This is a genomic window from Amycolatopsis sp. NPDC059027, from assembly GCF_042739735.1.
In the GTDB taxonomy this organism is placed as follows: domain Bacteria; phylum Actinomycetota; class Actinomycetes; order Mycobacteriales; family Pseudonocardiaceae; genus Amycolatopsis.
The window spans coordinates 145,473-158,413 of sequence record NZ_JBHYIK010000003.1 but is presented as its reverse complement, the minus strand read 5'-3'; the positions used below and the strand labels follow the sequence as shown (position 1 = coordinate 158,413).

Below are 12,941 nucleotides of genomic sequence, written 5' to 3'. Positions count from 1 at the left end.
GGTGTCCGCGCGCGCCCTCCCCCCGGGTGGTGTTGCGTGGGGTTTTGTCTTTTTGTTCTTCCTCTGTCGCGGGGGCGCCCCCCCCCCCGCGCCCACCCCCCCCCCCCGGCCTGGTCAAGCACCCGTCATTACGGCGAGAGTCCACAAAGGACAAAGGATCGCCGATCGCTGAACGGCTTGAGCGCCGGGGCCTAGCCTGCCAGGTCCCAGGCCGCGAGCAGTTCGCCGACGTGGGAGCGTTCCGCTTCGGTGAGTGGCCGGCTCGGCGGGCGGACATCGGGGCGGCACAGGCCGAGCTGGGCGAGTGCCTCCTTGACCACGCTGACGTTGTTGGCGTTCCCGTGCGCGGCGCGCATCTCCTCGAACGGCCGAATCCGTTGCCAGACCGCCATCCCGGCGGGGTAGTCGCCAGTCGCGAGTGCGCGGAACATCTCCGACGACGTCGCCGGGTCGACGTTGACCAGTCCCGAGGTGAACCCGGTCGCGCCGACCGCGAAGTAGCCCGGCGCGGAAAGCTCGGCCAGTCCGGCGATCCAGGTGAACCGTGTGAATCCGGCGTCCCGCGCCACCGAGGCGAACCGCACCGGGTCGGGCACCGCGTACTTCACACCGATGACGTTCGGTGCCGCCTCGCCGAGCGTCGCGAGTTGGGTGCCGGTGATCGCCGCGTTGCGGACATACAGGACGACGCCGAGTTCCGGGACGGCATCGGCGATCGCGCGGTGATACGCGACCCAGCCCTCGTCCGAGATGTACGGGTGGACGGGCTGGTGGATCATGATCATGTCCGCCCCGGCGTCGCGCGCGTGCCGGGCCGCCCGCGTCGCCGACGCGACGTCATGGCCCACCCCGGCCACCACACTGGCCCGTCCTGCGACGACTTTCACCGTGGTTTCCAGGCAGAGACGCGTTTCCTGTTCGTCGAGCGCGTAGAACTCGCCGGTGTTCCCGTTCGGCGTGACCGCCTCGATGCCGCCGCCGATCAGCCGCTCGACGAGCAGGCCGTACGCGTGCGCGTCGACGCCGCCGTCCGCGTCGAAGGGGGTGACCGGGATGGCCACCACCCCGGACAGCCGCCGCCGCTGTGCCCCGAACGTCATCGCGCTCCCTGACAGGTCAGATCTGATATACGATACGACATTAACACGAAGCTGTCAGGAGCCGGAAAGATCCGCGGGAGGCGGGACTCAGCCGAAGTAGCCGGTGAAGTTCTTCGCGAACTCCCAGCCGTTGAACTTGTCCCAGTTGATCGACCAGGTCATCAGCCCGCGTAGCGCCGGGAACACCCCGTGCGGCTTGTACGTCCCACAGCCCGAACCCTTCGTCAGGCAGTCGAGCGACGCGCGGACCTCGGCGGGCGCGGTGTAGCCGTTGCCCGCGTACGAGGCCGCGGGCAGGCCGATCGCGACCTGGTCCGGCCGCAGCGCCGGGAAAACGCTGGCCTTGTTGCGGGCCACCGGGAAGCCGGTGAGCAGCATGTCGGTCATCGACGTGTGGAAGTCCGCGTTGCCGATGAAATGCCACTGGTCGTCCAGGCCCATGATCGGCCCGGAGTTGTAGTCCTGGACGTGCAGTAGCGTCAGCGAGTCACGCAGCGCGTGGATCACCGGGAGGTACGCCCCGGCGCGGGGATCCGAGCCGCTGCCCGGGCCGTAGAACTGGTAGCCCAGTTGGACGAAGAACGTTTCCGGGGCCATCGTGAGCACGAAGTTCTCGCCATAGCGGGTCTTCAGCGTCTTCAGTGCCGAGATCAGGTTGACGATCGACGGAGTCTTCGGGTTCTTGAAATCGTTGTCGCCCGAATTCAGGGACAGCGAGTGGCCCTCGAAGTCGATGTCGATGCCGTCGAGGCCCCATTTGTCGATGATGGCGCTCGCCGACGCGACGAACGCATCACGCGCCGCCGTCGAGGTGAGCTGCACCTGCCCGTTCTGGCCGCCGACCGAGATCAGTACCTTCTTTCCCTTGGCCTGTTGCGCCTTGACCCCGGCCGCGAAGTCCACATCGGACTCGACGTTGGCGCATTCCGACGCCGGGCAGCGGTTGAAGCGCAGTTGCCCCGAGGTGACCGACGTCGGTTCGGCGAAGGCGAGGTCGATGATGTTCCAGTCGGCCGGGACATCCGCGATGCGCGTGTAACCCGACCCGTTGGCGAAGCTCGCGTGCAGATAGCCGACGAGCGCGTGCGTGGGCAGCGCGGCAGTGGCCGGTGTGGCGGCGGCGGGTGCGGCGAACCCGCACAGCGCGGCGATCAGTACGACGACGGTGGCGTAGACCTTTTGGCGCATCAGGGCCTCCTGAATACCCCTGGCGCCTCCAGTGGACTAGACCACTGGAGGCGCTGTCAAGGTCTGGACCACCGTCGTCACCGGGATGGCCGACTGCTCAGGGCGTTCCCGTTGCCCGGTGGTCATTCAGGCTTTCTCGCCAAGGGGTCTGGGGCGGTGGGTGTTGCCGGATGTGCTGGAGGGCGCTTTCGGTGCGCGGGCCGGGGGCGGGGTGCGACGAGGGCGTCCCTGGGGGCGTTGGGTGCATCGAGGGCGTCCCTCGGACTCTCTCCGCCCACGCCGACAACATCGCGACGTCGCGAACGGGCCGTTACCGACGATCAACGTCCCGAACGGAGCGTTCGCGACATCCACGACCGCCGCGCGACCCCCAACCGCAACGACAACCCCGCGAACACCACGCACCCCCAACCGCACCGAATGCTGTGAAGGCCTCCTTCACAGCGTTGAGCGCCGGTAAGGAGGCCTTCGCAGCACCACCCACCAGCAAAGCCGCATCTCCACCCCTACCGAGAGAACCCCATCGGGGCGCTCGAGTCCGCACCCGGTCGGAACGCTCACGAGCCCTTGAGTGACGCCAGGGCGAACGCGGTGTGCAGTGCGACCCCGTGCACCATGGCGTCCTCGTCGAAGCGCACCCGGCTGGAATGGTTGTCCTCGGCGTCCACCGGATCCGTCCCCTGTGGACACCCGCCGAGGAAGGCGAACGCGCCGGGGACACGCTGCAGCACGTAGGAGAAGTCCTCCGCCTTCATCACCGGCGCGCCCAATATCTCCACATTGGACGGACCGAGCAACGTGCCCGCGATGTCGGCGACCTGCGCTGCAACCACGTCGTCGTTCACGCTGACCGGGTAGCCGGGCGTGATGTCGACCGACACCCGGCAGCCGTGCGCGGCGCCGACCGCCTCGCACACCTTCGGCAGCTCCTCGCGGACGAACGCGCGGGTGCGCTCGGACAGCGTCCGGATCGTGCCCTCCAGCGCGGCGGTCTCCGGGATGATGTTCGACGTCGTGCCCGCGGTGATCCGGCCGACGGTGACCACCGCCGGTTCGAACACGCTCACCCGCCGGGTGACCATGGTCTGCAGCGCACCGACCATCGCCGCGGCGGCCGGGACCGGGTCCAGTGCGCTGTCGGGCTCCGATCCGTGCCCGCCCTTGCCGGTGACCAGCACGTCGAACTTGTCGGCCGAGGCCATGACCGGGCCCGGCCGGACCTGGATGACACCGCTGCGGGCCCGTCCGACGATGTGCAGGCCGAATGCCTTCTCGACCCGTTCGCCGGCCGCGTCGAGCACGCCCTCGTGGATCATGTGCCGCGCGCCGTGCTCGCCCTCCTCGCCGGGCTGGAACATGAACACGACCGATCCGGCGAGCCGCTCGGCCCGCTGCGCCAGCAGCTTCGCCGCCGACGCGAGCATCGCGACGTGCGCGTCGTGCCCGCACGCGTGCATGACGCCCTCGACCTCGGACGCGAAGTCGAGTCCGGTGTCCTCGTGCAGCGGCAACGCGTCCATGTCGCCGCGCAACAGCACCGCCGGGCCGGGCTTCGCCCCGCGCAGCACGGCCGTCAGCGACGACGTCGACCTGCCTTCGGTGATCTCCAGCGGCAGCCCCGCCAGCGCGTCCTTGATCGCCGCCTGCGTCCGCGGCAGGTGCAGCCCCACCTCGGGGTGGCGGTGCACCGTCCGGCGAAGTTCGACGGTTTCCTGCTGGATCGCGCGTGCCTCGTCGATCAATCCGGCGAACGCTCCACCGGGCAAAGTGGGCAGGTCAGTGGGTCCTGTCATGGCTCGATAGTGGCACCAACGGCGCTTCGGCCGCACCGTGCGTGCGCCGAGGGGACGGGCGGAATACGGTGTGGCCATGGCGGTGCAAGAGCCGGTCACGGGCTTTGCCGTGGCGGTGGTGAGGGAGGACGGTCGATGGCGCTGCAGTGCCCTCGACCAGGGGGCGCTGGCGGAACTCGACGCGGCGATCACCGAGCTGGGCAAACTCCGGTCGACCGGAGCGGCGTTCGGGCTGCTCGCGGTCGACGACGAGTTCTTCGTGATCGTCCGGCCGAGTCCGAGGGGGCCGTCGCTACTGCTGTCCGACGCCGCCGCCGCGCTCGACTACGACATCGCCGCGGACGTCCTCGACGTCCTGCGGGTCGATCCCCCCGACGAGGACGACGACGCCGTCTGGCCGGAGGGTGATCTGGAGATTCTCGCCGATCTCGGGTTGCCAGGAGTCGAACTCGAGGTCATCGTCGGTGAGGTGGATCTCTACCCTGACGAGCAATTGCAGATGATCGCGCAGCGCTGCGGGTTCGCCGACGAGTTCGCGAGATTGCTGGACGAGCTCTGAGACGCCCGACCGACACCGAAGCCGTGGAGGCCGCGCTCGAAGCAGCGCGCGGCCCGGGGGCGGACGTGCCGATCGGCGCGGTCGTGTTCGCCCCGGACGGCGCCCCGCTGGCCGCCGCCCGCAACGCCCGCGTCGAGCTGGGCGACCCCACCGCGCACGCCGAGGTCCTCGCGCTGCGTGCCGCGGCGAAACGCTTCGGCGACGGCTGGCGCCTCGAAGGCTGCACGCTCGCGGTCACCGTCGAACCCTGCACGATGTGCGCGGGAGCCCTCGTCCTGGCACGGGTGTCGCGGCTGGTGTTCGGCGCGTGGGAGCCCAAGACCGGGGCCGTCTGCTCACTGTGGGACGTCGTGCGTGACCGCCGCCTCAACCACCGCCTCGAGGTGTACGGCGGCGTGCTCGAACCCGAGTGCGCGGGCCTGCTCGAAGGCTTCTTCGCGGACCGCCGCCCCGGCGCCTGAGCCGCCTCGGCCGGGCCCCTCACAGAGCGCGAAGGCCGTCCGGTATTGTTCTCGGCGGTGGCGTGTCCGAGCGGCCGAAGGAGCACGACTCGAAATCGTGTGACGGTTAACCCCGTCCGTGGGTTCAAATCCCACCGCCACCGCTCGCGAGTGGGCGAGGCATGTCGACGGAAAGCGTCGACGTGTCTCGCTCGCCGTGTTTCTGGGGGTGCAACCCCCAGACCCCGCCCGGGGGGCTCCGCCCCCGGACCCCCGGTGGTGGGCACCTTTCGTTGTTCGGTCCCGACCCCGTGTGGTCACCTTCCGGCAGGGTCTCACCTTGTGGACGGGTTGACCATGAACCGGGCATGGGAACACTATGGGGACATGCCAGTCAGCCGGGAAAGTGTGCTTGTCCGGTGGGTCGACTGTGGTCGTGTCCGGTCGGCCGGTGAAGGGGTCGCGGCGTTGCTCCTGCGTCGCGGGCGTCTGGGTTCCCCGCCCGCGTAAGGCGTAGTCGCTCGAAAAGCCACGGCGAAACCGTGGCGGTCTTCGCCTGCCCGAATCCAGAAATACCTTGGGAGCCAACAATGTCCGTGGATGTGCCTGCCCGTGTCCAGCTTCGCCCCGCGACCGTTCCCGCCGACGGCATCCTCGAAGGCCCGCGTGTGTTGCGCAGGCTGCCGGAAGGCGTCGAGGAACGTCCGTACGAGCTGTTCGACCTGCGCCCGCTCGGCCGGGTCATCGGCGCCGAGATCGGCGGCGTCGACCTCGGCGAACCGCTGACACCCGCGTTGCGTGCCGAGTTGAACCGCGCGCTGCTCGAATGGAAGGTGCTGTTCTTCCGCGATCAGGACATCACTTCGGCGCAGCAGCGCGCGTTCGCGGCGAACTGGGGTGAGCTGGAGACGAACCCGTTCATCCCGCGGGGCGACACGGAGCAGGTGACCCGGTTCGCGCGCTCGGCGAGCATGCCCGCGTTCGAGAACATCTGGCACGTCGACGTGACGTTCCGGCCGAACCCCGCGCTCGGCTCGGTGCTGCGGCTGATCGAGGTGCCGCCGGTCGGCGGCGACACGATGTGGGCGGACATGGCTGCCGCCTACGACAACCTGCCCGAGGACGTCCGTGCCCGTATCGACGGGCTCACCGCCGTGCACGACTTCATCCCCGGTTTCGCCCGGTTCGCCGACCCGGAATCGCTGGCGCGCAGGCAGGACGAGTTCCCGCCGGTCGAACACCCGGTGGTTCGCGTGCATCCGGAGACCGGTCGCCGCACGCTGTTCGTCAACCAGGCGTTCACGACCCACATCGTCGGCATGGACCGCGCCGAGAGTGACCGCCTGCTGCGCTACCTCTTCACCCGCGCGCACATCCCCGAGTTCCAGGTGCGGTTCAGCTGGCGGCCCGGTTCGGTGGCGTTCTGGGACAACCGCGCGACCCAGCACTACGCGGTCAACGACTACCACCCGCACGTGCGGGTGGCCGAGCGCGTCGCGATCGCGGGCGACCGGCCGTTCGGGGGCCTAACCTCGAAGGTATGACCGAGCCCAAAGCCGTGGTTGAACACTTCCTTCGTGCGCTCGAGAACCTCGACATCGACGGCGCGCTGGCCTTCGCTTCGGACGACATCGTGTACCAGAACGTCCCGCTGCCGCCCGCGCGCGGCCGCGCGGCGGTGGAGAAGCAGCTGCGCCTCATGGCCCGGTTCGGCACCGGGTTCGAGGCGCGGACGCATCACATCGCCGCGGACGGGCCGATCGTGCTCACCGAGCGCACCGACGTGCTGCGCGCGGGCGCGTGGGAGGCGGAGTTCTGGGTGTGCGGCACGTTCGAGGTCGTCGGCGACGAAATCGTGCTGTGGCGCGACTATTTCGACTGGACGACGTTCCTCGCGGCGAGCGCGAAGGGGGCGGGCCGCGCGGCGCTGGCCGGCGCGCGCACCCTGCTCGAACGAGCCAGGACCCGCGGGCAGGGCCAGCCCAGCCACGGCTGACCCGGCGAACACGATGACAGGGCGCCCCTCACGCGACGGTGACCCCCGCAGCGAAGGAGCGCCCTGGCAGCGCGGCTACACGGACACGCAAGTGAGAATGATCAGCCCCCACATGATCAGACTCCCTCCCCCCGTGCCGTGTGGCCGGTGAGCGGCCTTCGGTCCACCGTGTCCTCGAACTGTGGTCTAGAACACTTTTCCGGTCGCCCATGAGTAAGGTACTGCGCCCCACCGGCAAAGGCGCCGAAGCTTGAGCTTCATTTAAGGCAGATGCGCCGTCCGGGTGACAGGACCGCCCGCACTGTCACTTTGTGCGTTTGCGTGGTCACGCGTCACGAATTGTTGCCATTGTGTCTTCCTGATCCTCACTTGTTCGGGGGACGATGCGTCGACCGTCCGATCGACCAGGGGGACCGAGCGTGAGCAGAACCCGCCGCACCAGAGCAACAGCTTCACTGACCGTGATCGCCTCAGCAAGCTTGCTGCTCGGCGGGGTGACGGCGGCGCCGGCGCTCGCCACGCCCAGCGCCGACGCCGTGATCGCCGAAGTCTACGGCGGAGGCGGCAATTCAGGCGCCACGCTGACCAGCGACTTCATCGAACTCGGCAACCGTGGCGCGGCGGCCGCGAGCCTGGACGGCTTCAGCGTCCAGTACCTGCCGGGGACGCCGAGCGCGTCGAGCACCTGGCAGGTCACGACGCTCGCCGGAGGCGTCCAGCCCGGCGGGCGCTACCTCGTCGCCGAGGCGAAGGGCGCGGGCGGGACGGTCGCGCTGCCGGCCCCGGACGCCACCGGCACGATCGGGCTTTCCGCCACCGCGGGCACGGTCGCGCTCGTCCACGGCACGACCCCGCTGACCTGTAAGACCGCTGCCGACTGCGCGGCCGACACACGGATCAAGGACCTCGTCGGCTTCGGCTCGGCGGTGGTCCGCGAGGGTTCCGCCACCGCGGCAACGTCCAATACGACGTCCGCCGCCCGCGCCGCTTCGCTGGCCGACACGGACGATAACGCTGCCGATTTCACCGTCGGCGCGCCGACCCCGGTCAACAGCAAGGGCGAGACACCGGGCGGGGACGGCCCGCCGCCGGTCGCCGCGAAGATCCACGACATCCAGGGCACGACGCGGATTTCCCCGCTGAAGGACCAGAAGGTCGGCGGGGTGACCGGGATCGTGACCGCGGTGCGGACTTTCGGCTCCGCGCGGGGATTCTGGTTCACCGACCCGCGGCCGGACAACGACCCGCGCACCAGCGAGGGCCTGTTCGTGTTCACCGGATCCACCAGCCCGGCGGTCGCGGTCGGAGACGCGGTCACGGCGAGCGGCGTCGTGCGCGAGTTCTATCCCGAGGCGCCCGCGACGTCGACGCACCAGTCGCTGACCGAGCTGTCGAGTGCACAGTGGACGGTCGAATCGCACGGAAACCCGTTGCCCGCGCCGACTGTGGTCACGCCGGAGCAGGTGCCCGACACGTACGCGCCGTCGCCGGGCGGGAACATCGAATCGCTGCCGCTGGAGCCGTCGAAGTACTCGCTGGATTTCTGGGAGTCCCACGAGAGTGAGATCATCAGCGTCATGGACGCGCGGGTGGTCGGCCCGACGACCCAGTACAACGAGCTGTATGTCACCACGAAGCCCCAACAGCACGAGACGTCGCGCGGCGGGACGGTGTATCTGGGCTACGACAAGCTCAACACCGGTGTGCTCAAGGTCGGATCGCTGATTCCGTTCGAGCAGCGGCCGTTCCCGAAGGTCAACGTCGGCGACGTGCTGGCCGGGGTCACCTCCGGCCCGGTCGAATACAGTAGTTTCGGTGGGTACACGCTGTTCGCGAGCACGCTCGGCACCGAGAAGGACAACGGACTGAAGCGGGAGACCACGCGCAAACAGCGTTCCGGTGAACTCGCGGTCGCGACCTATAACGTCGAGAACCTGTCCCCCAAGGACAGTGCGGAGAAGTTCGGCAAGCTGGCCAAGGGCATTGTGGACAGTCTGGCCTCGCCGGACATCGTGAACCTGGAAGAGATCCAGGACAACAACGGGCCGACGGACGACGGCACCGTCGCGGCCGACCAGACACTGCGGAAGTTCACCGACGCCATCGCCGCGGCGGGCGGGCCGCGCTACGAATGGCGGGAGATCGACCCGGTCGACGACACCGACGGCGGGCAGCCGGGCGGCAACATCCGTGTCGCCTTCCTGTTCAACCCGGCCAGAGTATCCTTTGTGGACAAGCCGGGCGGTACCGCGACGGCACCGGTCGACGTGGCCACCACGCACGGCAAGCCACATCTCACCTTCTCGCCCGGCAGGGTCGACCCCGCCAACGAGGCATGGACGACGAGCCGGAAGCCCCTCGCCGGCGAGTTCGTGTTCCACGGCAGGACGGTGTTCGTCATCGCCAACCACTTCAACTCCAAGGGCGGCGACCAGCCGGCCCACGGCCGTTTCCAGCCGCCGTCCCGGAGTTCGGAAGTGCAGCGGGCCAAGCAGGCGACCGTGTTGCGTGGCTTCGTCGACAAGATCCTCGCCGCGGACCGCACCGCGAACGTCATCGTCGCGGGCGACCTGAACGACTACCCGTTCTCGCCCGCCGTCCAGACCTTGACCGCGGGCGGAGCGCTGAAGGATCTGATCGCCGGGCTGCCGGAAGCCGAGCGATACAGCTATGTCTACGAAGGACAGTCGCAGGTACTCGACCACATACTGGCCTCGGCCGCGCCGCGCGGTGTCGACTACGACGTCGTGCACGTCAACGCCGAGTTCGCCGATCAGGCCAGCGACCACGACCCGCAGGTGATGCGCTTCCGGCCGGGCGCGGGCAACGCGTTCCAGGATGCGCTGTACGACTGGCTGGACCGGCTGGACCAGCTGTTCGGCCGGTAACCCTTCCGCGGTAAGGAAAACCGCCTCCGTGCTCGTCGGCTCGGGGGCGGTTTTCCGTTCAGCGCAGGGCGTCGGATCGTCCGGCGCGGAGCCGGGACCACTGGGCCGCGGGACGTCCCTCGACGCGGAGAAGGTTCTGGTCGACGGGCCACCCCTGCGGCCAGCCGTCCGGCGAGTCCTCCCAGGTTTCCTGCCTTCCGTAAGGGGTCCTGTCCAGCAGCCCGTAGCTCGGCGCCATCACCTCGAAGCCGCGACCACTGGTGGAGTAGGTCTCGTACACCTTGTCGCCGTCGCGGAGGTAGAACGCCAGCAAGAAGAAGGGGCGTCCGGCGAGCAGTGCGTCGGCGGAGTCCTTGACCGAATACCAAGGCACGTCCCAGCCCATGAAGTCGCGGTAGCGGACACTTTCCTCATACGGGCCTTGACAGAACGTCGCATAGGTGACGTCGCGGGAGTGCAGGTAGGAAAGTTCGCGGACCTGTCCATTGTAGAACGTGCAGCCTTCGCACTGCTCGGCCGCCGGATGACCGGTGTGCCACATGTGGAAGTAGGCGATGAGTTGCCGTCGGCCCTCGAAAACGTCCAGCAGCGAGACCGGTCCGTCGGGGCCGATCACCTCGATGCCGGCGTCCACTTCCACCATCGGCAGCCGTCGCCGCGCCGCCGCGAGCGCGTCGCCCTCGTGGGTGTGTGCCTTTTCCCGGATGCGCAATTTGTCCACTTCGGACTGCCAGGTGGCCCGGCCGACCACTGTGGGGCTGTTCGCGGTCATCGATCGTCTCCCTTCGTTTCGCTTGCTTCGAGGTGGTTCTTCAACGCGTCGAGCGGGCCGTCCCAGTCGCGGGCCAGCGCCGCCAGGAACCGCTGTGCGACATGCATCGGCGCGGAGTGCAGGCGGTAACGCACCCTGCGGCGTTCGCCAGGCACGGCGATCACCAGCTCGGCCTCGGTCAGCAGGGCGAGATGCTTGGCGATCGCCTGGCGGGTGATCGGCAACCGGGCGGCCAGATCCGTGGCCGTGGCCGGACCTCCGGTGGCGAGCGCCGCCAGGATGGCGCGGCGACTCGGGTCGGCCAGTGCGGCGAAGACCTGTTCGGCGATCGCCTCGGTCTCAGGCGGCATCGAGGTAGGCGACGAGTTCGCCCAGTTCCTTCGCCCAGCCCGTGGTGTTGCCGTCGAACGCCACGCGGTACGTGTCCTCGGACAGCTGGGCGAATCCGGTCTCGACCACCGTCAGCCGGGTGCCCGCCGCCACGGGTTCGAGCGTGAACTCGACGTAGGTGCGGCGCGGATCGTCTTCGGGCAGCCCGTAGATCCGCCAGGTGAACCCGAAGACCGCCGGCTCCTCGACGCGCTCCACCCGCATGTCGGCGGTGTGCCCGTGGGCCCAGGTCATCCGGGCCGAGCCGCCGGGGCGCAGGTCGATTTCGGCGGTCTCGCCGAACCAGGCGGCGAGCCCCTCCGCGGTGGTGAGCGCCGCCCAGACCTTCTCCGGTGGGCGGGTGATCTCGACGGTCCGTTCGATGCGATCGGGAAAAGCCATCGCGGCCTCCAGTGAGTAGCAACCGTTCGGTTGCTACCTTATGGCAACCGAACGGTTGCGTCAATGGGTGCGAAAACAGGTTGTGACCGCGGCGAAGGAGGTGCGAGCCTCGGCGACGTGCTCGCCGAACTGCACCTCCACTTCCATGGCTGTATCCGCGCTCCCGCGCTGCTCGATCATCTCGCGCGGGCCGAGCACGTGCTGTGGGACTGGTACGAAACGGAAATAGCGGCCGCGTATGGGGTCGTGCCGCCGGCGCGGCAGCTTGTCGAGCGGCACCGGGCTGGTGACGAGACCGCAGCCGACGAGTTCGGGAAGCTGTTCGTGTTCGGCGACGCGGACGCCGGCACGTTCGCCCGTTTCCAGGCCAAGGCGAACCTGCTGTGGCTCGCGGCGCGGCCGGAAGACCACTCGAAGCCGTGGTCCGACACCGCGGGCGAGGTCGCCCGGTTCGCCGCGGGGATCCGTGTCGAGCATCGGCGGCAGGGCGTCGAGTACGCGGAGTTCCGGATCAGTACCGACATGGTCGCGGCGGCGTGCAGTGGCGCCGAAGACGGGCTTATCGAGCGTTTCGCGATTTCGTTGCCACGTAAGGACCCCTGGCCGGAATGGGCGCGCGTTCAGGAACTTGCCTTGGGGCCGTTTGGGGCTTCGGTGACCGGTGTGGATTTCTGCGCCAACGAGGAAGGACATCCGCCGAAGCGCAAGGCCGCGTTCTTCGCCGCCGTCCACGACTTCAACGCGGTGCATCCGGAACGCGCGCTGGCGATTCTGTACCACGTCGGGGAAAGCTTCGGCGACAAGAGCTTGGAAAGCGCGGTGCGCTGGGTGGACGAGGCGGCCGAACTCGGGGCGCACCGGCTGGGGCACGCGATCGCGTTGGGCGTGGAGCCCGCAGTTTTCGGCGCCCACACCCGTTCGGAGCCCGTTGCCGAGCGCCGGGACCAGATCGCCTACGACCTTCGCCACCACGACGGACTGCGCACTGCCGGTGTCCATGTCGATCCGGCCTCGCTACGCGTGGAACTCGCCCGGCTCGATGCGATGCCTGACGACGCGAGCATCACCATCGACTACGACCACGCGCGACTCGCCGAGGTCCGTCGCCGCCAGGATTACGCCATCGCCAGAGTTCGCGCGACCGGTGCGGTGGTCGAGGTTTGCCCGACGTCGAACCGGCGGATCGGCGGATTCACCGACCCCGCACAGCATCCGGTCCACCGATTCCTGTCGGCGGGGCTGCCGGTCGTGGTCTCCTCCGACGACCCGGGCATCTTCGACACCACGCTGTCCGACGAACTCGATTGGGTCTGCGAACACACCGGCGGCGGTGAAGACCTACGTCGGACATTGCTGGAAACCGCACGGCAAAGCCGCTCCGAAGCCCTCACCGGCCGAGAACTCGCGTGATTGGACGCGGAACTCGCGTGATTG

Annotated in this window: 12 protein-coding genes and 1 tRNA gene; 7 read left to right on the top strand and 6 right to left on the bottom strand. The window is 68.9% G+C overall.

From position 1 onward, the window contains the following. Positions 1-191: 191 nt before the first annotated feature. The 3 genes from ACFWY9_RS03220 to ACFWY9_RS03210 all read right to left on the bottom strand — a co-directional run bounded on the left by ACFWY9_RS03220 (position 192) and on the right by ACFWY9_RS03210 (position 4,081). Complete coding sequence (locus ACFWY9_RS03220) at positions 192-1,100, bottom strand: dihydrodipicolinate synthase family protein (protein ID WP_378338014.1); 909 nt, start codon at positions 1,098-1,100, stop codon at positions 192-194. Between the two features lie 87 nt (positions 1,101-1,187). Next, positions 1,188-2,288, bottom strand: a complete 1,101-nt coding sequence (locus tag ACFWY9_RS03215) for a chitinase (RefSeq protein ID WP_378338013.1) — start codon at positions 2,286-2,288, stop codon at positions 1,188-1,190. Positions 2,289-2,845: 557 nt separating this feature from the next. Continuing rightward, positions 2,846-4,081 (bottom strand): M20 family metallopeptidase, encoded by a 1,236-nt coding sequence (locus tag ACFWY9_RS03210; RefSeq protein WP_378338012.1) that lies wholly within the window; start codon positions 4,079-4,081, stop codon positions 2,846-2,848. 76 nt (positions 4,082-4,157) lie between these two features. On the opposite strand from ACFWY9_RS03210, the gene ACFWY9_RS03205 reads away from it, so the two are divergent. From ACFWY9_RS03205 to ACFWY9_RS03180, 6 genes are all read left to right on the top strand, one after another. After that, positions 4,158-4,640, top strand: coding sequence for a tRNA adenosine deaminase-associated protein (locus tag ACFWY9_RS03205; protein WP_378326933.1), 483 nt, complete (start codon positions 4,158-4,160; stop codon positions 4,638-4,640). Positions 4,641-4,663: 23 nt separating this feature from the next. Next, the gene (locus tag ACFWY9_RS03200) at positions 4,664-5,101 is read left to right on the top strand and encodes a nucleoside deaminase (protein WP_378326932.1); all 438 of its coding nucleotides are present in this window, start codon (positions 4,664-4,666) and stop codon (positions 5,099-5,101) included. Positions 5,102-5,157: 56 nt separating this feature from the next. Continuing rightward, positions 5,158-5,244 (top strand) — tRNA-Ser (locus ACFWY9_RS03195). 426 nt (positions 5,245-5,670) lie between these two features. Continuing rightward, on the top strand, positions 5,671-6,624 hold the full coding sequence (locus tag ACFWY9_RS03190; RefSeq protein WP_378338011.1) for a TauD/TfdA dioxygenase family protein: 954 nt from the start codon (positions 5,671-5,673) through the stop codon (positions 6,622-6,624). Further along, positions 6,621-7,076 carry a limonene-1,2-epoxide hydrolase family protein gene (locus ACFWY9_RS03185; protein ID WP_378326930.1) on the top strand — a complete coding sequence of 152 codons (456 nt, stop codon included), beginning with the start codon at positions 6,621-6,623 and terminating at the stop codon, positions 7,074-7,076. Before ACFWY9_RS03190 ends, ACFWY9_RS03185 begins: the two co-directional genes overlap by 4 nt. 461 nt (positions 7,077-7,537) lie before the next feature. After that, positions 7,538-9,964 carry an endonuclease/exonuclease/phosphatase family protein gene (locus ACFWY9_RS03180; protein WP_378338010.1) on the top strand — a complete coding sequence of 809 codons (2,427 nt, stop codon included), beginning with the start codon at positions 7,538-7,540 and terminating at the stop codon, positions 9,962-9,964. A gap of 58 nt (positions 9,965-10,022) precedes the next feature. Here ACFWY9_RS03180 and ACFWY9_RS03175 read toward each other — a convergent pair whose 3' ends face one another. From ACFWY9_RS03175 to ACFWY9_RS03165, 3 genes are read right to left on the bottom strand one after another with little or no spacing between them, the layout of a single operon-like run. After that, on the bottom strand, positions 10,023-10,736 hold the full coding sequence (locus tag ACFWY9_RS03175; RefSeq protein WP_378338009.1) for a DUF899 family protein: 714 nt from the start codon (positions 10,734-10,736) through the stop codon (positions 10,023-10,025). Beyond that, the gene (locus ACFWY9_RS03170; protein WP_378326927.1) at positions 10,733-11,086 is read right to left on the bottom strand and encodes an ArsR/SmtB family transcription factor; all 354 of its coding nucleotides are present in this window, start codon (positions 11,084-11,086) and stop codon (positions 10,733-10,735) included. The genes ACFWY9_RS03175 and ACFWY9_RS03170 overlap by 4 nt, the downstream gene beginning before the upstream one ends. After that, a complete protein-coding gene (locus ACFWY9_RS03165) occupies positions 11,076-11,507 on the bottom strand; it encodes an SRPBCC domain-containing protein (RefSeq protein ID WP_378326926.1) in 432 nt (143 codons plus the stop codon). The genes ACFWY9_RS03170 and ACFWY9_RS03165 overlap by 11 nt, the downstream gene beginning before the upstream one ends. 63 nt (positions 11,508-11,570) lie before the next feature. Here ACFWY9_RS03165 and ACFWY9_RS03160 point away from each other — a divergent pair, with 63 nt between their 5' ends. Then, a complete protein-coding gene (locus tag ACFWY9_RS03160; protein ID WP_378338008.1) occupies positions 11,571-12,917 on the top strand; it encodes a hypothetical protein in 1,347 nt (448 codons plus the stop codon). The last annotated feature ends 24 nt before the right edge of the window (positions 12,918-12,941 follow it).